Source organism: Caldicoprobacter algeriensis (genome assembly GCF_023838525.1).
In the GTDB taxonomy this organism is placed as follows: domain Bacteria; phylum Bacillota; class Clostridia; order Caldicoprobacterales; family Caldicoprobacteraceae; genus Caldicoprobacter; species Caldicoprobacter algeriensis.
The window spans coordinates 1-26,787 of the sequence record NZ_JAHUQD010000009.1; the positions used below are offsets into that span (position 1 = coordinate 1).

24 protein-coding genes and 1 riboswitch are annotated in these 26,787 nt (G+C 45.8%); of the genes, 19 read left to right on the forward strand and 5 right to left on the reverse strand.

The genetic code is table 11. The annotated features are described in order from the left end of the window. Positions 1 to 230: 230 nt before the first annotated feature. From KVG29_RS06855 to KVG29_RS06865, 3 genes are all read left to right on the forward strand, one after another. A complete protein-coding gene (locus tag KVG29_RS06855) occupies positions 231 to 1,652 on the forward strand; it encodes a plasmid pRiA4b ORF-3 family protein (protein ID WP_252227501.1) in 1,422 nt (473 codons plus the stop codon). A 132-nt stretch (positions 1,653 to 1,784) separates the two neighbouring features. After that, positions 1,785 to 1,949 carry a rubredoxin gene (gene rd / locus KVG29_RS06860; protein WP_252227502.1) on the forward strand — a complete coding sequence of 55 codons (165 nt, stop codon included), beginning with the start codon at positions 1,785 to 1,787 and terminating at the stop codon, positions 1,947 to 1,949. Positions 1,950 to 2,227: 278 nt separating this feature from the next. Beyond that, on the forward strand, positions 2,228 to 3,673 hold the full coding sequence (locus KVG29_RS06865) for a tagaturonate epimerase family protein (RefSeq protein WP_252227503.1): 1,446 nt from the start codon (positions 2,228 to 2,230) through the stop codon (positions 3,671 to 3,673). 268 nt (positions 3,674 to 3,941) lie between these two features. On the opposite strand, the gene KVG29_RS06870 is transcribed toward KVG29_RS06865, so the two are convergent. After that, on the reverse strand, positions 3,942 to 4,370 hold the full coding sequence (locus tag KVG29_RS06870) for a Fur family transcriptional regulator (protein ID WP_252227504.1): 429 nt from the start codon (positions 4,368 to 4,370) through the stop codon (positions 3,942 to 3,944). A 405-nt stretch (positions 4,371 to 4,775) separates the two neighbouring features. On the opposite strand from KVG29_RS06870, the gene KVG29_RS06875 reads away from it, so the two are divergent. The 3 genes from KVG29_RS06875 to KVG29_RS06885 all read left to right on the forward strand — a co-directional run bounded on the left by KVG29_RS06875 (position 4,776) and on the right by KVG29_RS06885 (position 8,864). Then, positions 4,776 to 5,015, forward strand: a complete 240-nt coding sequence (locus KVG29_RS06875) for a FeoA family protein (RefSeq protein ID WP_252227505.1) — start codon at positions 4,776 to 4,778, stop codon at positions 5,013 to 5,015. Positions 5,016 to 5,030: 15 nt separating this feature from the next. Then, positions 5,031 to 7,193: a ferrous iron transport protein B gene (gene feoB / locus KVG29_RS06880; RefSeq protein ID WP_252227506.1), complete on the forward strand. Its 2,163-nt coding sequence runs from the start codon at positions 5,031 to 5,033 to the stop codon at positions 7,191 to 7,193. 246 nt (positions 7,194 to 7,439) lie between these two features. Beyond that, positions 7,440 to 8,864 (forward strand): aminopeptidase, encoded by a 1,425-nt coding sequence (locus KVG29_RS06885; protein ID WP_252227507.1) that lies wholly within the window; start codon positions 7,440 to 7,442, stop codon positions 8,862 to 8,864. A gap of 274 nt (positions 8,865 to 9,138) precedes the next feature. Here KVG29_RS06885 and KVG29_RS06890 read toward each other — a convergent pair whose 3' ends face one another. Next, positions 9,139 to 9,396: an HPr family phosphocarrier protein gene (locus KVG29_RS06890; protein WP_252227508.1), complete on the reverse strand. Its 258-nt coding sequence runs from the start codon at positions 9,394 to 9,396 to the stop codon at positions 9,139 to 9,141. Positions 9,397 to 9,604: 208 nt separating this feature from the next. Here KVG29_RS06890 and KVG29_RS06895 point away from each other — a divergent pair, with 208 nt between their 5' ends. The 4 genes from KVG29_RS06895 (at position 9,605) to KVG29_RS06910 (ending at position 13,283) form a co-directional block, all read left to right on the forward strand. Then, positions 9,605 to 10,045 (forward strand): hypothetical protein, encoded by a 441-nt coding sequence (locus KVG29_RS06895; RefSeq protein ID WP_252227509.1) that lies wholly within the window; start codon positions 9,605 to 9,607, stop codon positions 10,043 to 10,045. 60 nt (positions 10,046 to 10,105) lie between these two features. Continuing rightward, positions 10,106 to 10,293: riboswitch (cobalamin riboswitch) on the forward strand. A 153-nt stretch (positions 10,294 to 10,446) separates the two neighbouring features. Next, entirely contained in the window at positions 10,447 to 11,487 is a 1,041-nt protein-coding gene (locus KVG29_RS06900; RefSeq protein ID WP_252227510.1) for an ABC transporter substrate-binding protein, read from the forward strand. Position 11,488: 1 nt separating this feature from the next. Further along, positions 11,489 to 12,481, forward strand: a complete 993-nt coding sequence (locus KVG29_RS06905) for a FecCD family ABC transporter permease (protein WP_252227511.1) — start codon at positions 11,489 to 11,491, stop codon at positions 12,479 to 12,481. 4 nt (positions 12,482 to 12,485) lie between these two features. Continuing rightward, the gene (locus KVG29_RS06910; protein ID WP_252227512.1) at positions 12,486 to 13,283 is read left to right on the forward strand and encodes an ABC transporter ATP-binding protein; all 798 of its coding nucleotides are present in this window, start codon (positions 12,486 to 12,488) and stop codon (positions 13,281 to 13,283) included. A gap of 130 nt (positions 13,284 to 13,413) precedes the next feature. On the opposite strand, the gene KVG29_RS06915 is transcribed toward KVG29_RS06910, so the two are convergent. Next, entirely contained in the window at positions 13,414 to 14,790 is a 1,377-nt protein-coding gene (locus tag KVG29_RS06915) for an MATE family efflux transporter (RefSeq protein ID WP_252227513.1), read from the reverse strand. A 311-nt stretch (positions 14,791 to 15,101) separates the two neighbouring features. Between KVG29_RS06915 and KVG29_RS06920 the strand changes: the two genes are divergently transcribed. From KVG29_RS06920 to KVG29_RS06935, 4 genes are all read left to right on the forward strand, one after another. Then, on the forward strand, positions 15,102 to 16,394 hold the full coding sequence (locus KVG29_RS06920; RefSeq protein ID WP_252227514.1) for an ATP-binding protein: 1,293 nt from the start codon (positions 15,102 to 15,104) through the stop codon (positions 16,392 to 16,394). Positions 16,395 to 16,427: 33 nt separating this feature from the next. After that, positions 16,428 to 17,942, forward strand: a complete 1,515-nt coding sequence (locus KVG29_RS06925) for a M1 family metallopeptidase (RefSeq protein ID WP_252227515.1) — start codon at positions 16,428 to 16,430, stop codon at positions 17,940 to 17,942. A gap of 92 nt (positions 17,943 to 18,034) precedes the next feature. After that, positions 18,035 to 18,253 (forward strand): FmdB family zinc ribbon protein, encoded by a 219-nt coding sequence (locus tag KVG29_RS06930; RefSeq protein WP_252227516.1) that lies wholly within the window; start codon positions 18,035 to 18,037, stop codon positions 18,251 to 18,253. Positions 18,254 to 18,458: 205 nt separating this feature from the next. Beyond that, positions 18,459 to 19,754 (forward strand): UDP-N-acetylglucosamine 1-carboxyvinyltransferase, encoded by a 1,296-nt coding sequence (locus KVG29_RS06935; protein WP_252227517.1) that lies wholly within the window; start codon positions 18,459 to 18,461, stop codon positions 19,752 to 19,754. Positions 19,755 to 20,017: 263 nt separating this feature from the next. Here the strand turns inward: KVG29_RS06935 and KVG29_RS06940 are convergent, their stop codons facing one another. Together KVG29_RS06940 and KVG29_RS06945 are read right to left on the reverse strand one after the other, a co-directional pair. Next, positions 20,018 to 20,575, reverse strand: coding sequence for a Fe-S-containing hydro-lyase (locus tag KVG29_RS06940; protein ID WP_252227518.1), 558 nt, complete (start codon positions 20,573 to 20,575; stop codon positions 20,018 to 20,020). A gap of 48 nt (positions 20,576 to 20,623) precedes the next feature. Beyond that, complete coding sequence (locus KVG29_RS06945) at positions 20,624 to 21,463, reverse strand: fumarate hydratase (RefSeq protein WP_252227519.1); 840 nt, start codon at positions 21,461 to 21,463, stop codon at positions 20,624 to 20,626. Positions 21,464 to 21,823: 360 nt separating this feature from the next. Between KVG29_RS06945 and KVG29_RS06950 the strand changes: the two genes are divergently transcribed. The 5 genes from KVG29_RS06950 (at position 21,824) to KVG29_RS06970 (ending at position 26,779) form a co-directional block, all read left to right on the forward strand. Continuing rightward, the gene (locus tag KVG29_RS06950) at positions 21,824 to 22,621 is read left to right on the forward strand and encodes an MBL fold metallo-hydrolase (RefSeq protein ID WP_252227520.1); all 798 of its coding nucleotides are present in this window, start codon (positions 21,824 to 21,826) and stop codon (positions 22,619 to 22,621) included. Positions 22,622 to 22,683: 62 nt separating this feature from the next. Continuing rightward, positions 22,684 to 23,826 (forward strand): S1C family serine protease, encoded by a 1,143-nt coding sequence (locus KVG29_RS06955; RefSeq protein WP_252227521.1) that lies wholly within the window; start codon positions 22,684 to 22,686, stop codon positions 23,824 to 23,826. 29 nt (positions 23,827 to 23,855) lie between these two features. Beyond that, positions 23,856 to 24,866 carry a type II CAAX endopeptidase family protein gene (locus KVG29_RS06960; RefSeq protein WP_252227522.1) on the forward strand — a complete coding sequence of 337 codons (1,011 nt, stop codon included), beginning with the start codon at positions 23,856 to 23,858 and terminating at the stop codon, positions 24,864 to 24,866. 102 nt (positions 24,867 to 24,968) lie between these two features. Beyond that, entirely contained in the window at positions 24,969 to 25,916 is a 948-nt protein-coding gene (locus KVG29_RS06965) for an ABC transporter ATP-binding protein (protein ID WP_252227523.1), read from the forward strand. Then, positions 25,916 to 26,779, forward strand: coding sequence for an ABC transporter permease subunit (locus KVG29_RS06970; protein ID WP_252227524.1), 864 nt, complete (start codon positions 25,916 to 25,918; stop codon positions 26,777 to 26,779). Before KVG29_RS06965 ends, KVG29_RS06970 begins: the two co-directional genes overlap by 1 nt. Positions 26,780 to 26,787 lie beyond the last annotated feature (8 nt).

Sequence of the window (26,787 nt, forward strand, 5' to 3'; positions counted from 1 at the left end):
CAATGGTGATCTGTATTTGCCAAATGATACTTCACCAAAGATATTGAAGATGCTAGAATGGTTGGGATTTAGTCCTGACATTTACACGAAAAAGATAAATCCCATTTTTTAACATGCGAAATGTAGGTTACTTTGACACAAACCAAAATTTTTGTAACTAGCATAATAATGTGCGGTTGTGATAAAATTAAAATGGAGAGGGGGTTTTTTGTTTCCGTGAGGTTCCTTTGTTGAAGGTAAAATTCACAAAATTTTTGAACATCAAGGATAATAAAATAAGGTGGGTGAAACTTAAAGTGATGTATAATAAAGCAAGTGAGAAGGATATAAGCACTACTGTGAACGATTTTGTGAGGTTTTGCAATTTTATTGATCAAAACAATCCAGTATTGACCAAAAAGAAAGGCGTATTGGGGAAAAAAGATTTATTTGAATTAAATTCACTGCTCGCTCACAAAAAGGAAGTTGCTGCTCCAAATTTTCAGCAGGAGGCATATCCTGTGATTGATTTGTTATTTAATCTAGCCTTAGCGGGAAAGCTGTATCAAAGAATAACAGATCATAAGGGGAATGTTCATTTGATTTATACCGTGAGAAAAGATGAATTTGATTCTTTAAATATTTTTGAAAAGTATGCCTTCCTTTTTGAAACTTTTTGGACTAGATATGATTTTGGTGAGATCGCAAATTCATATATATTTTCTAGAAATCCTATTGATAGAGTGGTGGAGACTATAGCTTTTTCAAAGCCAGGAGAAGAGTTGAGAAGTGGTGCATTTTCGGGTTATGAAATGGATGACCCGATCTTTTCTTCATGCTCGGTAATAATACAATACCTAGATTATTTTGGTTTGTGCACATATATACCAGTTGTTGAAAATGGAAAGAAACTGACCAAATACGATGATAGAATAGAAGCAGTGATTCCAACGGAATTTGGAGCAAACGTGTGCAAAATTTTGGCCGAATACGACATACTAAATTGGAATATACCCTGGTTAAAGAAGAATGGACTGTATGAGAAGAACATATCGGACAATTCTCATTTTGGAGTAGATTTATTTTCCCAGCTTATGAATGTAAGGGGACGAGCAAAGGCAAGTAGATCGCGCAAACGAAAACACAAAAGGGAATTTGTTCCGTTTTACAAGTTGTTAGAACCTGTATTTCCGGAAGGAGTGCTGAATAAAACCGTTACAGCCGAAATACATAAAGACGTTGAAGGGAACTATGTGTTTAAGGTATCGCTTGGGAGAGGAGTATGGCGAAAGATAAAGATTTCATCCAGGCATACACTAGAAGATTTGCATGATGCCATACAAATGGCTTTTGATTTTGATAATGACCATCTGTATTCATTTTTTATGGATGGAAAGAAATATTCCGATAACGCGTATCATGCGCCTTTGTTAGATGAGGGGCCATATGTGAATCAGGTGCGAATCGGTGAACTTGATTTGTATGAAGGACAACATTTTTTGTATTTTTTTGATTATGGTGACTCATGGGAGTTTGATGTGCAGCTATTACAAATTAATAGGGATGAACCTTTGCTTAAGAAGCCTGAGGTCATAGAAGAGAAAGGTAAGGCCCCGAGGCAGTATGGGTATTATTATGATGACGATGATGAAGATGACGACTGGGGAGAATAAAGGAAAAATTGTTGTTTTAAGAGTTAAAATAAGGGTAAATATTTTGTTGTAAAAATTCTTTCGAATTTAGGTGGGTGGTAATTCACGGGCAGAATGTAGTTTACCACTGTAAAATGGGAAGGAGGAAGTACTGTGACCAAATATCAATGCACCGTGTGTGGATATGTTTATGACCCTGCAATAGGTGATCCGGATGGAGGGATTGCACCAGGCACGGCTTTTGAGGATTTACCGGATGACTGGGTATGCCCCGAGTGTGGCGTTGGGAAAGACATGTTTGAGCCTTTGGACGAGTGATGCGGATTAAGATATGGCCGGTTTCTATACCGGCTATAAATTTTTTAACTAAGAGAGAAGGAAGATGGTGTATGTGGCCAATGGTGAACGGCATTCCAATATGAAGATTTCGTTTTGAGCAGCAAAATTGATTTAGTCATTTTGTAGTCTAAAAGATGCATTGTGGGGAGATATATGGTAAAATATTTGTTGGTTGATGACCTGTATATGCATGCTTGAGGGGAAAATTAAAAGCTGAAACTTTAGAAATATTAATTCAATAGAAGGGGAAGATGGGCATGATGGATAAGGGTGTATTAAATCCACTCTCGAGTTTACTGTCACGCCATTCATTTGTTTTGTATTCCAATTCAGTGCGCAAGCTGGCAGAAGACATTTATGTTTTTGTGGTCAAGGGCAATGCTGACAAGAAAGTAGGGATCTTGAGCAAGGGAAAGGCCCTCGGGTTTAGGGTTCCGTTTTTTTCTGAAGACATCAAAGTAGAAGCCACTGGATTTTCCTTCAATCTCTACCCGTTAAGTTTTGAAAACTACCTCATTTTGAGGGATGAATTTGGTATTGCTCCGGTGCTCTGTAAAAACAAGGCGTCCTTTGGTACCGGCGACAGGCTTGGACTGGCCACCTCTGCTCACTTGAGTGCCTTCAAAGGCTATGACCTGTTTCCTGTGTTGTCGCAGCAATCGCCGCGGGAGCTTGAGAAAACCCATAGGGATTTCAGGGATGTCTTGTTGAAGGCTGTGCTGGGGGTGTTGGAGGCTGGTTACACTGGCGGATTTGGTGCAGATGCCGATCACATAAAGGATGAGAGGTATTTGCTGGAAGCCGCAGATGCTGGCTATACCATGTATACCCTGGATGTAAGCGAGATGCTGGTAAAGGGAGATGTTTCGCCGGATAAGGCAGACCATCTTTCTCAGCACAGCAGAGATATAATAAAAGACTTCAGCGGCAAAAGAATCAGTTTCAAAGGCGGGGAGTATACGGTAAAGGAAGAAGAGCTGTACAGGTCTGCTGTGATATACGAGAAGGCCATGAATTTTGTAGAGAGGGTTCATGGCTTGCTTAAAGAAAGGCTGAGGGGTTTTGACCTCGAGGTTTCCATTGACGAAGGGGATCGGGATACCACAGTGGAGGACCACATATTTGTGGCCGAGTACCTGCACAGGAGAGGGATAGATTTTTGGAGCCTAGCTCCCAAATTCCCCGGCGAATTTGAGAAGGCGGTGGATTATAGGGGCGATATAGATAAATTTGCACTGGAGCTTGACAAGCACTGTGCCGTTGCAAGAATGCTTGGAGGTTACAGGTTGAGCCTTCACTCGGGCAGCGATAAGTTCAGCGTATACAGGATTTTCAATGACGCAACTCAGCATAACTTCCATATAAAGACTTCGGGGACCAGCTGGCTGCAGGCTTTGAACGTGATACACGAGAAAGACAGACAGCTTTTTAAAGAGCTTTACAGGATTGCCCTGGATAACCTGGAGGAGAGCAAAAAGGCGTATAAGATTTCGATCTGCAGGCAGGACTTTGATGAAGGGTTGGATTTGGATAATCCGCAGGTACTGCAAAATCCCAAAGTAAAGCAGCTGCTGCACATATCTTACGGGGTGTTGCTGGATGAGAAGAAGCAGGAAATTTATGATGTATTGAACAGGCATGAGGCTCAACACTACAGATATGTTGCCGACAATATAAAAAAGCATTTGGAGCTTTTAAAATGACATTTTCCCCTTTAGCTGAATTGGGCTGTATTTTCGTTGTAAAGTGGCAATGCAGAACGCGGTAGAATGGCAATCCAGGATGCCTGTAATATGCCCAACCTCAATGGCTGTATGACAATGCGGATGGCATGGGGAAGGCATACAGCGCATAGATTTAATGGTTTGACAGGCTGTTGGTGAGATGGTAGAATTCACTAAGAAGATGTACCATATAAAGACAACAGGAAAGCCTGTTATATACAGGCTTTCCTGCTCATCTCTTCTATTTTTAACTCTTCCTTCCCTGATTTTTACAATTTTGGCATACGCCATAAAAATTTATGTCAATGTCATTAACGTCAAACCCTTTTAATTCATGCGGTATCGAAACATCATAGGGTATGGCAAAATCATATACTCGGCTGCACACACGACATTTAAAATGGCCGTGAAGGCGGGTGTTTATGTCATAACGTGCCTCCTTTTCGTTGAGGGACAGGACCTTTACCACTCCTTTATCGGCAAATAAATCCAGGGTGTTATAGACGCTGGTTTTCGAAAGAGTGGGTATCTGGTCCAGCAAATTTTTATAGATGTCATCGGCCGTTGGGTGTATTCGGTTATTGAGCAGATATTCCAGTATCTTAAGCCTTATAGTGGATGGCTTTATATCGTGCTTGATGAGATATTCTTTAAGCTGCTTAATCGTATTCTCCATCTCTCTTTCCTCATCCTTTCGTTTCGCATCCAAGTTTTTGAGCCACTTGTTGGATTGTCCATGGTTTTTGTTCAGATTGGATTCCAATTGGCTTTTAATATTGGTTCGTGTCCAAGTGGCGCAGTTTATCCTAGCGGCATTTTTAGTATGGTTATTAAATTATTTTTATAACCCCATAATCGCGTTGTGTTTACTTTTGCAAAATCTTTAAATCTTACAATAATTATAATTTTATAACAATTACAATTTTATTATAATTATAAATCGTCATCTTGTCAATATGGCTTTTTTATATTTTATGGGTTTGCACGAGTGGCACAGGCACACATGGCACAATTCGGGCATATATTAGCCCAAAGAGATACCTTTTTCTGCAAATTCGAATGTGCCTTGGAGGGATTATGGATGGAGCTTTTGCCTTTAAATTTTCTTCCTGTTGGCTGTACTGCAAGGGTGAAGCAGATAAATGCTTGTGGAGCTTTGCGGAGGAGGCTTATGGACCTAGGGCTTGTCACTGGCACTGAAGTTAAGGCTGTACGTAAGAGCCTGTCAGGTGATCCCACTTTGTATGAGATAAGAGGAGCCATGATTGCGCTTCGCTGCGAGGAGTCCTCAAAAATTTTGGTTGAAAGATCCATGTTATAACGGGAGGTGGCTTGTATGGGACTGACAGGGCAGTCAACCGGCCTGGCTATAATGCGCCGTATAGCTATAGCTCAAGTAAAAGTTCAGTCGTCGGGCGATATAATAGTTGCTTTGGCTGGCAATCCCAATACAGGAAAGAGTACCGTATTTAACAGCTTGACAGGGTTAAAGCAGCATACTGGCAATTGGCCCGGGAAGACCGTCACCAACGCCTGTGGACGTTATGGATATGATGGGAAAAACTTCATACTGGTGGATTTGCCAGGTACTTACTCGCTTATGGCCAACTCACCGGAAGAGGAGGTGGCCAGGGACTTTATATGTTTTGGTAATCCCCATGTAACGGTTGTGGTTGTGGATGCCACTTGCATGGAGAGAAACCTGAATCTGGTATTCCAGATTATAGAGATGACTCCCAAAGTAGTGGTGTGCGTAAATTTGATGGATGAAGCCCACAGGAAAGGCATTCAAGTTGACACAAAGAGGCTTTCGGATATTCTTGGCGTTCCGGTAGTGGGGATCAGCGCGCTTAAAAGACAAGGGTTGGATCTTTTAAAGCAATCGGTATGGGAGGTAGCCTGTGGCGGGCTCAGCGTAAATCCCATCAAGATAGAGTATGATGAGGCGATAGAAGACGCGGTGGGCATTGTTGAGCCGCAAATAAGCCGTCTTATAGATAACCTAAGCTGCAGTATAAGCAGCCGATGGCTGGCGCTGCGACTCCTTGAAGGGGATCAAGCTATTGTAGAGGCCTTTAAACGTTATTTGGGGATAGACATCTTTGGGTGGGTTGAACTCAAGGAAAGATTGCAGAAAGCGCGGGATATGCTTGTGGAGCGGGGCATAACCATTGACCAGCTTGGCGATAGGCTGGTATCCTCATTGTTCCGCAATGCCGAAGAGATAAGCCGCCAGGTGGTACATCACAAGAAAGGCGCAACCAATAGCATAGATTCTAAAATAGATGACCTGCTTACGTCGAGGGCGTGGGGGATACCTGCCATGCTTGCACTTTTAGGATTGATGTTCTGGATTACCATCCAAGGAGCCAACTACCCTTCACACATATTGTCCAAGGCGTTTTTTTATCTGGAAGAGGAGCTAGCTGAGCTTTTTATGGCTTCTGGTATGCCTCAATGGCTGTACGGCATATTGATCGATGGAGTATATCGAACGCTGTCGTGGGTGGTGTCAGTGATGTTGCCGCCCATGGCCATATTTTTTCCGCTGTTTACCCTGCTAGAGGACCTGGGATATCTCCCACGGGTGGCCTTCAACCTAGACAATTTTTTCAAGAGGGCGTGTGCCCACGGCAAACAGGCATTGACCATGTGTATGGGGTTTGGTTGCAACGCGGCGGGAGTTGTGTCCTGCCGGATAATCGATTCGCCCAGGGAAAGGCTGATCGCTATAATTACAAACAACTATGTTCCGTGTAATGGGAGATTTCCCACGCTGATCGCTTTGGCGACCATATTTATGGCCGTAGGAACGGGATGGTTTCAAACGGTAGTGGCAACCTTTGCAGTTATGGCTATGATCACGCTGGCGGTGGTTGTAACGCTGTTGACGTCCAAGATATTGTCACGTACCGTTTTAAAGGGGCTACCTTCTTCGTTTGTGCTTGAGCTTCCGCCCTACAGGAAGCCACAGGTATGCAAGATTTTGATACGTTCGCTAATGGATCGCACCCTTTCTGTATTAGCCCGTGCTGTTACAGTGGCCGCCCCTGCCGGACTTGTCATATGGGTTATGGCAAATGTGAACGTAGCAGGAAACAGCCTGTTAAACCATTTTGCGGGATTTCTGGATCCGTTTGCCCGCATGCTGGGGCTGGATGGGTATATCTTGATGGCTTTCATACTGGGCTTGCCGGCTAATGAGATAGTAATACCCATAGTGCTCATGAGCTATGTGTCAGCCGGTACCCTGATGGATCTGGACAGTTTAGAAGCTTTGCATCAGATACTGGTGCAACACGGCTGGACCTGGCTGACCGCCCTGTGCACCATGTTGTTTTCTCTCAACCACTTTCCTTGTGGTACCACGTTGTTGACCATTTGTAAGGAAACCGGCAGCTGGAAATGGACGCTTATTTCTTTCATGGTGCCGACCATTACCGGAATCGTTTTATGTTTTGTGGTGGCGCAGACGGCTCGCTTGCTGGGGTTGGTTTGAGAGTTTTACCTTGTTGTGGGTGAGTTTTAAGGGAATTTTTCGCTTATTATTAAGCCCAGTGAATTATATTGTAGCGTATGGATGAATCATTTTAAAAAACGTGGTAAAATATTGAAGGAAGTATCTGGAGGATTTGTTTGTTACCCCATGGCCGGTGGTGAGTGTATAAACTGCTTGAGGGGAATAAAAGCTATAGCGATTATAAAAGATTGCATAAATTTTAAAAGAAGGAGATGAGTCTTAAAGATGGGTGCGAATGAAAAGAGCAGTTCGGATTTGGTAAAGGTATATAAATATGCCTGGGATAAGTACACCGACGAAGAGCTAGGCAGGGTATTTTCCTTTGCTGAAGGCTATAAGGTTTTTATGTCCAAGTGCAAAACCGAAAGGGAATGTGTAAAGGAGTTCATTGCGCTGGCCGAAAGCCATAGTTACCGGAACCTTGAGGAGGTTATGGCGCGAGGGGAGAGACTGAAACCCGGCGATAAGCTGTATGCTAACAACATGGGCAAGACGCTGGTCTTATTTGTTATCGGGCAGCAGCCGCTTGAAAAGGGCATGAGGATTCTGGGAGCCCATATAGATTCGCCCCGCCTGGATTTAAAACAGAATCCACTATATGAGGATTCGGGTCTGGCCATGCTTGACACACATTATTATGGCGGTATAAAGAAGTATCAATGGGTTGCCATACCCCTGGCTATACACGGAGTGGTGGTTAAGAAGGACGGTACGGTCATCGACGTGGTGATTGGCGAAAAAGATGACGACCCGGTTGTGGGGATCTCCGACCTTCTAATCCATTTGGCTGCTGAGCAGATGGAGAAAAAGCTTGCCAGAGGTATTGAAGGTGAAGACCTCAACGTGTGTATTGGTAGTATACCGCTTAAGAGCGACAACAAGGACGAGGGGGAACGGGTCAAGAAGAACATCTTGCGCCTGCTTAATGAGAGGTATGGGATAGACGAGGAGGACTTGGTGTCGGCAGAGCTGGAGGTGGTGCCCGCAGGTCATGCAAGGGATTACGGCCTGGATCGAAGCATGGTCATTGCCTATGGACAGGATGATCGCGTATGCGCCTATACTTCTTTTGAGGCCCTCATGAGGGTGGAGAACCCTGAAAAGACGTGCGTAGCATTGATGGTGGATAAAGAAGAGATAGGCAGCGTAGGGGCAACAGGCATGACATCGAGATTTTTTGAAAACACCCTGGCCGAAATCATGAACTTGATGGGGGATTATAGCGAGCTTAAGATGCGGCGTGCCCTGGCTAGCTCCAAGATGTTATCCTGCGACGTCAGTGCGGGTTTTGATCCGAATTATCCGTCGGTCATGGAGAAGAAAAACGCCGCCTATTTGGGCAAGGGCGTCACGTTTAACAAATACACCGGGGCGCGAGGAAAATCAGGCAGCAATGATGCCAATGCCGAATACATGGCCTATCTTCGTGCCATTATGGATAAGCATGGCGTTACCTGGCAGACCGCTGAATTGGGCAAGGTGGATCAGGGTGGCGGTGGAACCATCGCATACATACTCGCCAAATACGGGATGGATGTAATAGACTGCGGGGTCCCGGTCCACAGTATGCATGCGCCCTGGGAGGTTACCAGCAAGGCGGATATATACGAAGCCATGCGAGGGTATTATGCTTTCCTTGTGGAAGTATAAAACACAGCACAGTTGCCGCATATAGCTTTTGAAACGGTATCGTGCTTTTGCCCTTTGTAATGCATTCCTGTCGGATATTAGGAAATTGGCGTGCTTGATTTGGAGCGGACTGGACCGATTTGAATTGTATTTTGGGATTGGTGGTCAAAGGTGAAGTAGGCGTATTGGGCTAAAGCGGCGGTGTGTGAAGCAAATGATATTGTCTGGTTAAAGAAAACCGCCCAAAAACAAAAAGGTATCCCTTTCGATTTTTGGTATTGAAGGGATACCTTTTTCATTGAGGTTGAAATGGCCCAAGCTGGGCTATAAATTCTTCAGCGTCCTCTCCCGAGGCCCATACCGTCACCGGCTTCCACAGGGAGAGGGTTAGTATGCCCAGTATGCTCTTGCCATCCACCACCTGGTTATTGCTCTTTACCTTTACATCGCAGCTGTATTTGGAAGCTAGGTTGACGAAATCACACACCTGGGTGAGCTTCTCGAGCTTTACCTGCCGCTCTATCGTCATGCTGTAGCCCACCTCCTTTTTCACTTAAAGATTATATTTCGGTTCAATATATTATATACCACTAAATTTGAAATTCAAATATCAATCTTATCCAAAGAATGCACAGAAATTTTGTATAGGAATGATAAATTACATAGGGGAATTGGGCAGGGATAGAGGCGGAATTAAAGTATGCAAGTGGTTGTTCTGTATGATAAAATATTTATCATAGATAGAGTTTTAATTGACTTTTTTGAAAATTTTGAAAGAAGAGGCGCAGGGAATTATGCAGAGGCGAGTCTTTATCACTTCTCTTGTTATAGTGCTATGCGTGGTGGGGTGGGGAGCCTATAAGCTTTTTTCCACTAAATCCGCGATGTACGACACCCAGCGTATACTGGTGGTGGTCAGGAGCACGGGAGAGGTCAAAGAGATCACCGACAGGGATATAATACGGCGGATTGTGGATGTGGTGGTGCATAATGAAAGGGATGGCTTGGAAGGGATAATACTTCAGCCCTATACCTATTCGCTGGAGTTTTTTACCGAGGATACAGGATTTGGCCCTTTGCTGTGCTATCGCGATTTGGGTATTTGTCGCTTTGAGCAGGATACCATGGGGCGCTATATAGAGGTGCCTGACGAATTCTTTAGGTGGATTGAAGAAGGACTAAAGGAGCAGCCTTCAAAATAGTTCGAATGCCTATTGACTTGTCCCATCAACAATTGTAAAATTTTATACATACAATCGCATAGCCGGTTTGAGTCTTATGGTCCGAAAGGTTAAAAGGGAAAGCGGTGAAAATCCGCTGCAGCCCCCGCTACTGTGAGCGAGGATGAAGCCCTGATATGCCACTGTCCCCAATTGGTTGAACGGGGATGGGAAGGCTGGGCGGAAGATGAATCGCGAGCCAGGAGACCTGCCATAAGACGTGGACAGTTCGCCTTCGGAGGGAAGGTGGAGCGGTATTTTTGTGCCCGGCTGTAGGGTATGAGTTTACCTGATTTTATATCTTTATGACCAAAGGCCTACCTCCGTAGGGGGTGGGCTTTTTTTATGATAAACAAAAAAACTTTAAGCTGAGGAGGATGGTTATGAAAGGCTTGAAAGTTTTGCTTGCCTGGCTGTTGGTGCTTTTGCTTGCTTTTGGGGCTATGGCCTGCTCGAGTGCCGATAATGAGAAACCGCAGGAGCAAGATATTAACAATGACAGCGGTGCATCGCAGGACACTGCGGCCAAAGACTATGCATCCCAGAACAAAGCTGCCGATGCATCGCAGGATACCGAGTCTGAAGATGCTGGCGATGCGGTACAGTTCCCTTTTAAGTTTACCGATTTCATGGGCAGGGAGGTAACCGTCAAAAAGGAGCCCCAGAGAATAGTGTCGCTTGCTCCTTCCATAACCGAGCTGATCTATGCTTTGGGAGCAGGCGACAGGGTGGTAGGCGTTACTGCGTTTGATAATTATCCCCCGGAAGTGCAGGATGTGCCCAAAGTGGGTGATTTCAATGGGCCCAACGTCGAGGCCATTATTGCCCAAAAGCCCGATATAATCTTTGCATCTTCCCTGTCCGGCAAAGACCAGATGGAGTCGCTGCAGCAGTCCACCGGCATTCCTGTTGCGGTGCTGGAAGCCAGAAACATTGAGCAGATATATGAATCCATTCAGCTCATCGGGAAGCTGACGGGCATGCAAGAGAGAGGGCAGGAAGTTATACGGGAGATGAAGAATAAAATGGATGAGATAAGCGGCAAGACAAAGGACCTCCCCAGGGTAAAGGTGTTTTACCTGCTTGACATAAACGGCAACTGGACGGCCGGCAAAGGCTCCTTTATTGATGAGCTGATAGCCCTGGCCGGCGGGGAGAACATAGCGGCTGATGCAGGCGGTGAATGGGTACAATACAGCACCGAGGAGCTGGTCAAGAAAAATCCAGATGTTATAATAATGGGTGCATATGCCGGTAAAATAGAGGATGTAAAAAAGGCAGAAGGATACAAGGATACCAATGCCGTAAAAAATGATAAGGTGTTCATGATAAGCAACGACGATATCGTATCCAGGGCTTCCAACAGAATTGTGCTGGGTCTAGAAGAAATTGCCAGGATATTGCATCCGGAGGTATTTGAGTAAGGTGAGGGTTAAAAGGAGCGCATATTTTTTAATAGCTTTCCTTGCGTTTATTCTAATGGCCGTATTTTCGATTTCTGCAGGGGCTGTTGATATGCCCCTGCGCAAGATTTTGGATGTCTTCCTGGGCAACGGTGATGAGGCTTCCAGGACGATAATTCTTGCTTTGAGGCTTCCCAGGATGATTGAGGCGGCCGTGGTGGGTATGGGGCTTTCAGTGGCAGGGGCCTTCTTCCAGGGGTTACTGAGAAATCCGATGGCTGATCCGTATGTGCTGGGGATATCGTCGGGCGCGGCTCTTGGCGCCACCATAGCCATAGTGCTAGGATTTGGGATATTGGGCCTTAATGCCATGGCGTTTATCGCCTCGCTCATGACTGTGTTTTTTGTATACGCCATATCCAAAGTGGGCGGACGAATATCCATGACCACCATGCTGCTGGCCGGGATAGCGGTAAGCGCTTTTATGTCGGCTGTCATATCCCTTATGATGCTGCTCAACCACAACGAGCTGTCAAGGATAATCTTTTGGACCATGGGCGGCTTCAACCTTACTAGCTGGGAAGACGTGATGTTTTCAGTACCGGTGATAGTTATTGGCTCCTTTGCGCTGTATACCTTTTCAAGGGATGTGAATGCCATATTGACCGGGGAAGAGGTGGCCGAGCATCTTGGGGTAAATACCGAGCTGATCAAAAAGGTGGTGCTTGTGTTTGGTTCGCTGGTGACTGCTACCTCCGTATCGGTTGGGGGAGTCATAGGGTTTGTTGGCCTTATCGTGCCTCATATATCCAGGCTGATGGTAGGGGCAGATAATAGGGTACTGGTGCCCTTCAGCGCCATATTCGGGGCAACCTTTTTGCTCTTTGCCGATGTGGTGGCAAGGGTGATATTGAAGCCGGTAGAGGTGCCCATAGGTATAGTCACGGCGGCCTTTGGGGGCCCGTTTTTCCTGTACCTACTGATAAAAAACAGAAGAAAAGGCGAAGGAATGTGATGCCATGGCCATTCTAAAGGTAGAGAGGTTGCGATTCGCGTACGGGGCAGTGGAGGTATTAAAGGGGATAGACCTTAGCATAGAGAGGAATATGGTGCTGGGCATAATAGGAGCCAATGGCAGCGGCAAGACCACGCTTCTCAAGAACATATCGGGGTATTTGAGGCCGGTTTACGGCAGCGTATCCATACTGGGGAAAAATATCATGGATTACGGTATAAAGGAGAGGGCAAGGTATATCGGATACGTTCCACAGGACGGGATGTATAACTTAGAATTTACCTGCTATGACATAGTGATGATGGGCAGGATGCCGTATCTTAGGCGTTTCCAAACTGAAACAAAACAGGACAGGGACATCGTGAAAGAGTGCATGGAAGCGACCAATACTTGGTATCTTAAGGACAGAAGCATAAGGCATTTGAGCGGTGGGGAAAGGCAGCGGGTGTATATAGCCCGGGCTCTGGCTCAAAGGCCAAAGATTTTGCTGATGGATGAACCGGTATCCCACCTGGATATAAAGTATCAAATCGAGATACTGTCACTTGTGAGGGGTCTGGCGTCTACAGGCTTGCTGGTGATCGTCGTGCTTCATGATATAAACCTGGCATCTGAATTCTGCGACGAGATCCTCATAATGAAGGAAGGACAAATGATAGCTTGCGGGCCTCCCGCTGAAGTATTGACGCGGGACAACATGATATCAGCCTTTTCGGTGGATGCCAGCATAATTGAAAACCCGGTTTCGGGGAAGCCCTATGTGATCCCCTATTTGGGTATGGGCAATAAAGGAAAGCGGTGAAAAGAGGGTCAGCATATGCCTTCATTATGGCCGCCTGAGTCTATCCTGTGAATAACGAAGATGATATGTGGAGGTAATGTGCTTGTTTTGACGCTTATCTCCTGTGGGACGAGGGTATGTGAAAAGCTGGTCACTGAGCGTTTTTTGTGACCAGCTTTTTGTTTTTCCATCTGCCGGATAAATAGTAGGTGATGCTCATGGTCATGGAGATTATGGAGCTTATGGCTATGGCCATCCATATGCCATCTACTCCCAGGGTTTTGAATGATGACAGGTAGCGGGCCAGTGGAATCCTTATAAGCCATAGGGACACAATCGAGAAAACCATGGTGGGCAGCGTATCACCTGCACCTCTCAGTATGCCGTTGGTGACAAACATAAGAGAAAAGGGGATGTAGGAGATTCCTACAATTCTCAAGTACCTGCTGCCTATGTCCAGCACATGGGGAGCACTGGTAAAAATCTGTAGAATGGCTCTGGGGAACGCCATTACCAGTATGACGATTACAGCAGTGATGCCCACTGCCAGTATGTTGCCCCATTTGAATACTTCCTTAACCCTTTCATGCTTCTGGGCTCCCAGGTTTTGGCCTGTAAGTGCTGATGTGGCCAGCCCCAGAGACATGGCGGGCATATGGGCAAACTGGTCCAGCCTAGAGGTGGCGCCAAAGGCCGCTACCGCATTGGAGCCAAAAAGGTTTATTATGCCCGTCATCATAGTCAGCCCCATGGACACCACTATTTGTTGGATGCCGGCAGGCAGCCCTATCTTGATAAGCTTCCATGCCAGATCGCGGTCAAACTTGAAATTCTTAAAGTCGGGCTTGATAAGGTGGTTGTTCTTGACGAGAAATCTAAACACCAGCAAAAACGACAGCGACTGCGATAGTATGGTCGCAAGGGCAGCTCCGGCGATGCCCATTCTAGGGATGAAGCCAAACCCGAAGATGAGGAGGGGATCCAGTATGATGTTAACGATTGTGGCGGTAATTAGGAATTTAACCGGCGTTTTGGAATCCCCCAGGCCGTTTAGCACGGAGCTTACCACGTTGTAGCCAAATGTAAATACAAGGCCCAAAAGGTATATATTCAAGTATTCTACTGCATAGCCGAGAATGTCCTCGGGGGTATTCAAAAGCATGAACACCTTTCGGCTAAAAATAAGCCCCAAGCCCGTAAATACAACAGCGGCTATCCCTAAGAGAAAAAACGAGTTGTTTATGGTCCTTGAAATCATGCCGGTATCTTTGGCGCCTGCATACTGTGATACTAGGACGGAGGTGGCCATGGTGATGCCCATGACCATGGATATCAATACAAAGGTGATGGGAAAGCTTACCGATACGGCGCCCAGGGCTTCTGGCCCCAAGAACTGTCCCACCCATATGCTGTCAACCGTGTTGTAAAGCGCCTGAAAGACGTTGCCTAAAAGTAGGGGTGACGAAAAGGTGATAAGGTGCTTTACGATGCTTCCTTCTGTGAGATCTCTTCCTATTGTTTTGGACATATCGCTTTCTCCCTCAAGTTTTATACAGTGGATTCTAAATAGTCTTTTACATTATAAATTAGAATTTCTTTGTTGTCAAACGCTTTTATAAAGCTTTATAGAGATGAATATATTTCGCTTCAAGCATATATATATTATATAACAGGGCGATTTTATAGGACTATATTCCTACCGCTATTTTGTCAGGTTTCAAGTTAATTTTTGAAGGAATTTGGGGATAAATATAGAATTTATAAAAGTTGAAAAGAATGTAAAACTTTATTTCGGAATCGTTTTCTTGTCTCATTTTTTGCATAATTGGAGGATTGGGGATGATAGGAGATATGAATTTCGATATGGAGGAAGTATCGAAGCAAAATCTTCAGAAATTTGATAAGGAAATACGCCTATCATGGGAACGCTGTAAAGACAGCGGTTTGACACCTCAAGATTTCCCCAGAATAAGGACAGTGTCTAAGCTTGAATTGAATGACATAATAAGACAAAATCAAACCCTTATCGATTTCGCACTTCCATATATGAAAAAGATAAAGAGCATTATTCCTCAACAAAATAGCATCGTACTTCTATGCAACAAAGACTGTGTTGTATTTTATAGGCTTGGGGATGCACCTGAACTTGCTAAGCTGGGAATTGAAAAGCGGCATATAGTAAGCGAAGGCAATATGGGAACCAATTGTCTGGGAACATGTATAGCCACACATAAGCCGATAGCTATATTTGGCAGCCAGCATTTCCTGAGGGTCTTTAAGGACTGGGCCGGGGTTGCTGCTCCCATCCACGGCGTGGATGGCAGGATTTTGGGGGCTTTAGGCATTTATATGAGAGAGGAAGACGCCAATTATGAAATGTTAGGGATGGCCCTTTTGGCTGTCAAGGGGATAGAGGATCAGCTAGGCTTAAGCGGCAAATATGCAGAGTTGGAGGCTTTCAACCGCAGATTATTTGAGTTTAATAGCGATATCGTCAATACTGCTTCTATGCTGTCCCACGAGATCCGTAACTCGTTGTCCACCATAAGTGCATACGTACAGCTGCTACAGCTTGAAAAAGTGCTGGATACGCTGAAAGCGGATAAGATACTGACGGAGGTTACGAGGGTAAACAAGATCCTGAACGACTTTAAGAGCTTGACTAGGCCATCACAGCTGAATTTCGTGAGACACTCGCTAAACGAGTTGCTTCGCTATGTGGTGGACCTGATGCTTGCCAAAGCCTGTATAGGGAAAGTGGACATAAAACTCATGATGACTGAGCAAGATGTGTTTGCAAAGGTGGATAAGGGGGCTATTCAACAAGTGTTTATCAATTTAATTGAAAACGCCATACAAGCCATGGAAAACGGAGGTACCCTTACAATAAGGCTTTTGAGAGATGAGCGGTCTGGAATGGCATTGATTGAATTTGAGGACACAGGGGTAGGGATCCCCGAAGAAAACCTTTCTGAGATATTTAAACTTTTTTACACCACAAAAAAGGATGGCAGCGGTCTGGGACTGACCCTATGTAAGAATATCATAAAAAATCATAATGGGAATATCAGGGTGCAGAGCAAGGTAGGCGTGGGGACTAAATTTATCATCGAATTGCCGTATGTAGAGTAATACATAAACAGGATATGAATATGGGAGCAAAGTATGGATGTTAAGACTCTAAAACGGCTTATACTTGTAATATTGGCCTGCATGCTGGTGGCGGGGGCGGGATTGTTATACTATGGCAGCATTGCACGGCCGGGAGCCGATGCAGAGCTGTTGAAAGCCAGCGCGGGTTTAAACTGGTATCGTATAGCTGCTGTATTTGACCCCGAGCAGGCAAAGCTCAGCTGTACACAAACGGTGGAGTATAGAAACAACCATGATGTGAAATTTGACAGGCTTTATTTTCACCTTTATCCCAACGCCTTCAGGGATGAAAAGCGCATTCCTTTTTTTGCTGAGGAGAAGCGAAGGGCATATCCAAATGGCTTTTCGCCTGGCTGGCTTGATATAGAACAGGTTATGGTAAATGGGAATCCGGTTGAGTTCAACATTGGAGGTTATAGCGGCGATATACTCAGCATTGTGTTAGAGACGCCTTTGAAACCTGGCCAAATGGCTAAAATTGATATGGTATATACCGTAAAGCTTCCCAATTGCATTGGCAGGTTTGGATATGGACAGCACACCTTCAACGTTACCAATTGGTATCCCATTGCATGTGTATATGACCATACCGGATGGAATATCGATCCCTATTATCCAGTGGGGGACCCGTTTTACAGCGATGCGGCAAATTACCAGGTGAAGATTGAAGCACCTTCTGGTTACACCATAGCCGCTACAGGGAAAGCTATCAACGTAAAGGCTGAGGGAGATTATAAGGTATGGGAATTCAAAGCGCTGGCTGTTAGGGATTTTGCCTGGATTGCCAGTGAAGGCTTTGAAGTCGTATCCCGCAGCGTGGATGGCATCATGGTCTACTCATATTTTTTGCCGGACAGCAGCGGTGGAGGAGAAAAAGCCCTAGACTGTGCTGCAGCGGCCATTGAGATTTTCAATCGCCGTTTTGGGAGATATCCTTACAGCCATCTGGCGGTAGTGCAGTCGGATTTCTTTGTAGGGGGTATGGAGTATCCGTGTCTCGTCATGATAGACCAAAGCCTGTATGGCCGAGACCAGCAATGGCTGGAGTATGTTACGGTACATGAAACAGCGCATCAGTGGTGGTATGCAGTGGTGGGCAATGACCAGATAGATGAAGCATGGCTGGATGAAGCGCTGACCGAATATTCAACGATACTTTACTATGAAAACAGGTATGGCGAGGATATGGGGAAAGAAGTTTATGAAAACGTCATAGTCAATGGTAAATGTTCCTACCTACAAAAATATCATGTTCAGGGGCTAGAACATACAATCGATCAACCGGTTTATAGATTTACTGACTGGCTTACATATGATTTGGTAGTATATGGAAAAGGGGCCAGCCTGTTCAATGACCTTCGCCAGGCTGCAGGCCATCAAAAGTTTTACGGTATTCTGCAGAGGTATTATGAGGATAATAAGTTTAAAAATGCAACTGCTGCTCAATTGATAAAGGCTTGCGAGGAAGTGACAGGAAAATCGTGGAAGGACTTTTTCAAAAAACGCTTGAAATCGCTAAATTGGTAGGGAAAATCCATTTTATTCTATTTGATTTTTTGACTAAAAAGCGCTATACTTATAATGTTAAAAATCTACTTAACTAAAAGGGGTAGATGGATATGGCCTTGCTGGATTTCCAGTGCAACAAATGCGGAAAGAAGTTTGAAGAGCTGGTGTTTGGGGGCAATTTGGATAAGGTAAAATGTCCGGAATGCGGAAGCAATGACCTAAAGCGGATCTATGAAGGCAAGTGTTATTTCGGGATGAGCAGTAGTTCTTCCGGTTCTGGTGGATGTTCCGGTTCCAGTTGTTGCAGCTGCAGCGGCTGTGGTCATTGATGCCAACAATATTTTTTTGTGTAAAAATTGGACAAACCTGGTTTTTTAACTGAAGTTAACATAAATGTAACTATATTTAAATTTAAAAAACAAAATATTGTGGTAAAATAACAAGTGAAATTGATTCCATGTATAGCAATTGCAGGTTCAGTCGGTATAGGGTAGGAGGTGAAGTTCCTTTCCGGGGTGGGAAAGGAACGCATAGTTGGAGAAGTTAGTAATACGTGGAGGGAAAAGGTTAATAGGTAGTGTAAAGGTAAGTGGCGCCAAAAATGCCGCGGTGGCTATTATACCCGCTGCTTTGCTGACCGACGAAACCTGTGTGATAGATAACCTGCCATACATCGATGATGTCATAATGCTAGCCGAAATTCTAAAGCAGATGGGGGCGCAGGTGACTCTGGAGCCTAAAGGGCGTATAACCATAAATGCAGCCGGAGTCAGCAGCTGCCGGGCAAATTATGACTTGGTCCGGCGCATGAGAGCTTCTTATTATCTTCTGGGAGCGCTCTTGGGACGATTTGGCAGGGCAGAGGTGGCTTTCCCCGGCGGCTGTGAGATAGGGGCGCGTCCTGTGGACCAGCATATCAAGGGGTTTCAGGCACTGGGTGCTGATGTGTCTATAGGTCACGGGCTTATAAAGGCATATGCGGAGAAGCTAGTGGGCAATGAGGTATATTTGGATGTGGTGAGCGTGGGCGCCACCATCAATATAATGCTGGCCGCTGTCAAAGCGGAAGGTACCACTACCATAGCGAATGCGGCCAAGGAACCCCATGTGGTGGATGTGGCAAACTTCTTAAACTCGATGGGCGCCAACATTAAAGGTGCGGGTACTGATACCATCAAAATAAAAGGTGTAGAGAAGCTGCACGGATGTGAATATACCATAATACCTGATCAGATAGAGGCGGGTACTTTTATGATTGCCGCTGCTGCCACGCGAGGGGATGTAAAGATAACAGGGGTTATACCCAAACATCTTGAAGCCGTTTCAGCTAAACTGCTTGAAATGGGTATGTATGTGGAAGAAGGAGACGATTATGTAAGGGTAATAGGTACTGGACGCCCCAGAAAGGCCAACATCAAGACCCTCCCTTATCCGGGATTCCCCACCGATCTTCAGCAGCCCATGTCGGTGTTGTTGAGCGTGGCAGAGGGTACCAGCATCATTACCGAGAATGTGTGGGAGTCCAGATATCGCCATGTGGAAGAGCTGCGCCGTATGGGAGCAGTCATAAAAGTAGAGGACAGAAATGCCATAATTGAAGGGGTTGAAAAGCTCACCGGTGCGCAGGTTGAAGCCACTGATTTACGGGCTGGTGCAGCTTTGGTCATTGCGGGGTTGATAGCCGAGGGAGTGACTGAGGTTACAAACGTCAAGCACATAGACAGGGGATATGAGCGTTTGGAAGAAAAGTTGCGCAGCCTGGGAGCCGATATTGAGAGGGTCAGCGACCAGAACGACAAAATAGCCAGGCTGAAGTTGGTTGGCAATTGACGTATTCTAAAAGGCGTGTTGAGTTGTGAAGCTTGAAGGCAGATGCCGATGTATTTAATTGCAAACTGAGGAGTATGGAGTCCAAAAATGTAATTATAAGGCATGTTTAAGATAAGATGAGCCGTACATGGAAATGGGTGTATGGCTCATCTTTTTATGAGTTGACGGATGGACCGCTTGTATTTTGACGTATCGTCTAAACAATAGCGTTTCGATAACCGCATGCTATAATTCCGTGCTGCAGTCCGTTTATGTGCCAGTATCTATATACGTGCAAATTGGCGAGGACCTATCTCATATAAATTATTGCCTCGGGCATCTATAGCTACCAGAAGAGGCATGTCTTCGACTTCCATCCGGTAAATGGCTTCGGGGCCTAAGTCCTCAAAGGCCACTGCCTCCACTTTTTTAATACACGAGGCGATCAGGGCACCGGCACCGCCTACCGCTGCCAGATACACTGCACCGTGTTTTATCATGGACTCGATTACTTGAGCAGAACGAGGGCCCTTTCCTATCATGGCTTTGAGCCCATGTTCAAGCAGCAAGGGAGTGTATACATCCATCCGGCTGCTGGTGGTGGGGCCGCAGGAGCCTATGATGAGGCCCGGCCTTGCCGGGCATGGGCCAGCGTAGTATATCACCTGGTCCTTTAGCTCGATGGGCAACGGTTTGCCTTCTTGCAGTAGCTGGTATATTCTTTTGTGCGCTGCATCCCGCGCGGTGATTATGCTGCCTCTCAAATATATTGTGTCACCTGCTTTTAGGGAATTGAGCTCTTCATGGATTACCGGCGCATGAAAGATCTTTTTTGTTTCCATGGGATTGACCTCCTGTTGAATATGACTGCGTTTGTACCAAAATACCGGTCACAGCAAGGCTTCGCTGTGCCGCGCGGCATGACACTGTATGTTTACCGCCACCGGCAGGCCTGCAATATGTGTGGGGTAGGTTTCAATGTGCACAGCCAGTGCTGTTACCGTCCCGCCCAGCCCCTGAGGGCCAATGCCCGTGTTATTTATGGCTTGCAGCATCTCTTCTTCCAGCTGCGCTACCAGCGGATCCGGATTATGCTGACCGGCTGGGCGCAGCAGCGCCTTCTTTGCCATATATGCCGCCTTTTCCATGGTGCCACCTATTCCAACCCCCACTATGATGGGAGGGCAGGGGTTACCTCCGGCGTCAATTACAGTTTGCAATATAAACTCTTTTATGCCTTCCAGGCCATCGGAGGGTTTCAGCATCTTGAGCTGGCTCATGTTTTCGCTACCAAAACCTTTAGGTGCGACTGTTATCTTGACCTTATCGCCGGGGACCATTTCGGTGTGAATGACGGCGGGGGTGTTATCGCCAGTGTTTATTCTCGTTATGGGGGAGAGTACCGATTTTCTTAAATACCCCTCTGTATATCCTCGACGCACCCCTTCATGTACTGCCTCATAAAGGTCTCCTCCGACTATATGGACGTCCTGCCCGATTTCAAGAAACACCACAGCCATACCTGTGTCCTGGCATATGGGCAGTTTTAGCTCATGGGCTATGCGAAGATTTTCGAGCAGCTGATCCAGGATGTTTTTCCCATGGGGTGAGGCCTCATGCTGCCTGGCTTTCTCGAGCAGGGCTTTTACGTCATCCCCCACGTTATAACAGGCTTCTATGCACAAGCGTGCGATAGTATCGATTATCTTGCTTACATGTATTTCTTTCATGGTTTTACGGCGTAAAGGCAAAAATTTTTGAAAATCGGAAGAAGAAAACGCCGTCCTCCTTTCGAATTTATTAAAGTGACTTGTCTATATTCTAGCAGTTTTATGTGGGAAATACAAACGGCAACTTTGTGTATGGTGGTGGCCATCTTGCAGGGATGAAAAGGTTTTTTGATAAAATCAATAGCAATGCATCCCCGTTATGTATTATAATAAGCAGTGGTTGGCGTTTGTTGATGTTGTTTCGGAACGGTATGCAAGGAGCCGTTTTGGAGTACTATTGAGGGCTGTAAAAGGGCGCGGCTGCTGATGTGCTATAAAAGACGATAGCTTGACTAAACAAAAGAGGGAGAGATGGACGGGATGGGGTTTAGGGTATGTTCGCTTTCCAGCGGGAGTGACGGCAACGCTACTTATATAGGCACCAGCTGCACAAACATATTGGTAGATGCAGGCTTGGCTTTGAAGGATACCCTTGATGCTCTTCAAAGCATTGATGTGTCACCGTACGACCTGGATGCGATTCTTATATCTCACGAGCATGTCGATCATATAAGGAGTGCAGGGACGCTGTCAAGGAAGTTTGACATACCCGTATATGCCAACCAGGAGACTTGGAAAGCCATGCAGCAAAAGGTAGGAGATATCGCTTCCCATAACGTTCGGATATTCTATACCGGCATGGATTTTTATATAAATGATATAAATATTCAATCCTATGCTGTACCCCATGATGCGGCTGAGCCTGTGGGCTTTTGCTTTTACAACGGCAATAAAAAGATTAGTATTGTCACCGATTTGGGGCATACTAACACTAGCATAATTAAGATGGTACAGGATTCGGATTTGATTTTGCTGGAGGCAAATCATGATGTACATATGCTGCAGATGGGGCCTTATCCATGGCCTCTTAAAAAGCGCATTATGGGGAAGTATGGCCACCTGTCCAACGAGCAGGCCGGTATGGCTTTGGTAGAAATGCTTAAGGATAGAACTATGTATGTGCTTCTGGCGCACTTGAGCGAAGAGAATAATTTGCCTGCGCTAGCCTATGAGACGGTGACCAGTATACTTGTTTCAAACGGCATTAAGCCGGGGAAAGACGTGGTGATAGATTTGACGTACCGCAACGGTATAAGCAGCTTTTACCATATAGAGTAATCCTAAAAATGCAAAGGGGATGGGGGTGATACTTCAAAAGGGAGGACGAGGAGGAAAATTTCGTGAAAGGGATAAGGATTGCTGCTTTAATGGTTGTACTATCTGAGATTTTGTTTTTGACCAATGCCTGTGGGTGGGGTTGGTCTGTGTCTCCTGAAGAAAAGTATGACTATGAGGAGAGGCAGAGAGAGCTTTCACAGCGGGAAATTACACAGCAAGAACTCGCACCGGCTCCCATTCAGCAGAAGAACGCTGTCGATAGAACCTCTATATCTCAAGTTGTGAAAAAGGTGATTCCATCGGTAGTGGGGATTTCGACTGTACATACTGCCAGAACCACGGTGTGGGATGATACCGAGGTAATAGAAGGGGTGGGGGCGGGCGTCATCGTGCATCCCGCAGGCTATATCCTAACCAATGACCACGTAGCAGGGGGCAATCCCACCCATATAACAGTCATACTTGAAAACGGTGATGAGCTGGAAGGACGTACCCTGTGGTCCGACCCTACTCTGGACCTGGCCATCGTAAAGGTGGACGCTGAAAATTTACCGGCTGCTGCCCTGGGGGACAGCGATCAGCTGGAAGTGGGGGATACCGCCATTGCCATTGGTACCCCGCTGGGCCTGCAGTTTCAGCATACTGTAACGGCTGGAATCATCAGCGCGCTCAACCGCACGGTACAGGTTCCAACCGAGCGCGGACAAAATTTTATGGAAGACCTTATCCAGACTGATGCTTCTATCAATCCCGGCAACAGCGGTGGCCCGTTGGTCAATATGAGAGGTGAAGTGGTGGGCATCAACACCATTAAGGTGACCAGCGCTGAAGGCATAGGCTTTGCCATTCCCATCAACGTTGCCAAGCCGGTTATCGAACACTTCATAAGAGAGGGTTCGTTTGTTACTCCGTATATTGGGATAGTGGGTTTTGACAGGGAGATGGCCCGTTACTTCAAGCAAGATCAGAACATACAGGAAGGGGTATATGTGGTGGATATCGATGAGCGAGGACCGGCTTATAAGGCAGGAGTTAGAGTTGACGATATCATAACCCGTGTGGGGAACAGGAAGGTCACCAAGATGCTTGACCTTAGGAGTGCAATTTATTCATATAAAGTGGGCAATAGGGTCAGCATAGAGGTCATAAGAGGAGGGAGAAGGCGTACTGTTACCATGGTATTACAGCCAAAGCCCGAGCTATAGATGATTATTGAGTGGGGGAGGGGTAATCTATGAGTTTATGTGATGATGAACGGATTGATGATGGACAGCAGAGGTGGCCCACTGTCCTGGGGAGTAACTCTCTCTACCTTATTGTGCTGGTATTGATGATTGCGATATCCAGCATTGTATTTGACCTTTTTAGCCCCAAGAGTATGAATACAGAGCGCTGGCTTATTGCTACTCTTATCATGGAAGTAGCGGTGATAGGCATTCCGCCTTTGATATATCTTCTTGTTTCCAAGATGAATATAAAACGGGTGGCCAGGATAAATGGGATAAGGGGCGTCGAGCTGCTGCTGGTTTTAGGCATGGCGGTGTTCGGATACGCAATTGTAGGGTTTATTAATATGTTGTGGTATTCGATACTCAGCCGCATTGGTAACCCTGTTGAGCCGGTTTTTCCGCCAATTAAGACGGGCAGGCAGTACATGATGGCCATAATAGCCATGGCTGTGACGCCCGCTTTGGTTGAGGAGTTTTTGTTCAGGGGGGTGATCTTGAGAGGCTACGAACGGTTTGGGGCATTGACGGCCATAGTTGTAAGCGGTGTACTCTTTGGGCTGCTTCACCTGAATCTAGTGAATCTGCCCGCTATCATATTTCTAGGAATTATGATCAGCTATGTGGTTGTGCGTACCAATTCCATCTTTGCCGGAGTGCTGTATCATTTTACACAAAATGCCCTGTCCATATCGTTTCTGTTTCTTCAGGAATTTGCACAACGGTACTTGGGGGATGGGATAGCGGTACCGGAAAATGTGGAGCAGATGCCGCCTGAACTGCTGGCTGCCGCCATGGCTGTATGGGGTATAATAACCTTTTTCTGCTTAGGTCTTTTTGTTGCCTGCGTAACCTCATTTAATCGCATTACATATGGCAAAGAGAGCGTACGCAGTTTGATGTTTGACGAGATGAAAGGCCTTTCTATAAAGGATATGCTGCCTGCTATAGCCTCAGGGGTCATTGTGATTGCATATCTGTGTGTAGAAGTTGTTGCAATGATCAAGAGCGTGCGATAGCGCACAAAATTCACAATTTGTTCATACACTGGGTACAAACTTTTGATATAATGTTAATGGTTGAAGTATAATCATTTAAAATCGCAAACAGGGGGGATATAATTGATTCAGGTTATAGACGTGACCAAACGGTATGGCCAGCACGTAGCGGTAGACCATATCAATTTTACCGTTGAAAAAGGTGAGATACTGGGCTTTTTGGGGCCAAACGGTGCTGGCAAGACTACGACAATGAACATTATAACCGGATACATTTCAGCGACCGAAGGGACCGTCAAAGTGGATGGCTTTGATATTCTGGAAGAGCCCGAGGAGGTCAAAAAGAGGATAGGGTATATGCCCGAGTTTCCACCGCTGTATATGGACATGACGGTGCAGGAGTACCTGGATTTTGTGAGCGATATCAAGAAGATAGACAGGGCAACCAAGAAGAGGAGCATGGAAAAGATCATGGACCTCGTCAAAATAGGTGATGTGCGCAAAAGGCTCATAAAGAACCTTTCTAAAGGATACAAGCAGAGAGTAGGGCTGGCACAGGCTTTGATCGGCACGCCGCCTGTCCTTATATTGGACGAGCCGACGGTGGGCCTTGACCCCAAACAGATTATAGAGATTCGAAGCCTCATCAAGGAGCTTGGCAAAGAGCACACCATCATATTGAGTTCGCATATCCTCCCGGAAGTGAGCGCGGTGTGCGGACGAGTAATAATAATAAACAAGGGCAAGATCGTGGCAAGCGATACGCCAGAGAATCTATCCAAACGTTTGAGCAGCTCAGGTAGGCTTTCATTGCGGGTGGCCGGGCCAGAAAAGCAGGTATTGAAGCTGGTCAGGGAGCTTGAGGGTGTCAAAAACGCTGAGGTACAGGGGGTTAAAGAGCCCGGTACGGTGGACATACTGGTGGAAGCTGAAAGGGATATCGATATACGAAGGCCGCTGTTTTATGCTTTGAGCCGGGCAGAATACCCCATCCTTTATATGAGGTCGGTCGATTTGACGCTTGAGGAGATATTCCTGCAAGTAACAACTGAGGAAAGGGAGGTTTCCTGATGCTGGCTGTATTCAAGAGGGAATTAAAAGCGTATTTTGCATCGCCAACAGGGTATATTTTCATGGGCTTTTTTCTGCTGATATGCGGCATATTCTTTGCGTTCTCCAATTTGCTCACCGCGAGCCCGGATTATATAAGCGTGTTGAGCAGCATAACCTTTGTGTTTTTGATAGTGGTGCCGGTTCTTACCATGAGGTTGATGTCGGAGGAGAGCAGGCAGAAGACTGACCAGCTGCTGCTTACCAGCCCATTGAGCGTTACTGGAATAGTGCTGGGCAAGTATTTTGCGGCTGTAGCCGTATTTTTGCTCACCCTGTTGATCACATGTTTGTATCCTGTTATTTTGAGCTTTTTTGGAACCATTGCCGTTTGGGAAATAGTTGGTGGATATATTGGGTTTTTCCTGCTGGGTGCGGCCTTCATATCTATAGGATTGTTCATCTCTTCTTTAACTGACAATCAGGTAATTGCGGCGGTTGTAACGTTCAGCGCGCTGCTGTTCATATGGATTTTGGACTGGGTCATACAGGGGCTTCCGACCGATAGGATTTCAGGCATAGTATTTGCATGTGCCCTGGTAGTAGGAGTGGCAGCGCTGGTGTATTTTACCACCAGGAACATATTTGTAAGCGTTGCAATTGCTGTCATCGGCTTTGGTATTATAGCAGGCGTATATTTTGCCAACGAATACTTCTTTGACGGGTTTATTGTGAGGACCCTTGAGTGGTTCTCTTTGCTTAAGAGGTATGAAAACTTTATGATGGGCATTTTAAGCTTAAGCCCGATTGTTTATTATATTACCTTTTCAGCTGTATTTCTATTCTTGACTGTACGGGTAATTGAAAAGAGAAGGTGGAGCTAACCAGAAGG